General features: G+C 66.7%; 1 protein-coding gene. It reads right to left on the reverse strand.

Annotated features, from left to right (window positions below; all coding sequences use genetic code 11):
- On the reverse strand, window positions 1-333 hold a 333-nt coding region (locus BN1128_RS03355; protein WP_156140098.1), incomplete at both ends, for an AMP-binding protein.

Here is a 333-nt window from a genome sequence, read left to right on the forward strand (position 1 = left end):
GCCATCGCCTCGGCACTGGCATCCGGGTTCTTGAGATAGCCCTTCATCACCACATTGCCGCGCAGCACTATCTCCCCCAGGGTTTTGCCATCCTGAGGCACAGGATCGCCGCTGACCGGGTTGATGACTCGCATCTCACCCTGCAGCGGGGATGCCACCCCCTGGCGCGCCTTGAGGCGGGAGAGTGCCGTGGAGTCCTGCCCTTCCCACCGTCGCTGCGGCTCGCACAGCACACAGGGACCATAGGTTTCGGTGAGGCCATAGACATGGGTCACGGCGATCCCCATGGCCTCCATGCCGGCGATCACTGTGGCGGGCGGCGCCGCCCCCGCC

The sequence above is a fragment of the Aeromonas piscicola genome, assembly GCF_000820005.1.
In the GTDB taxonomy this organism is placed as follows: domain Bacteria; phylum Pseudomonadota; class Gammaproteobacteria; order Enterobacterales; family Aeromonadaceae; genus Aeromonas; species Aeromonas piscicola.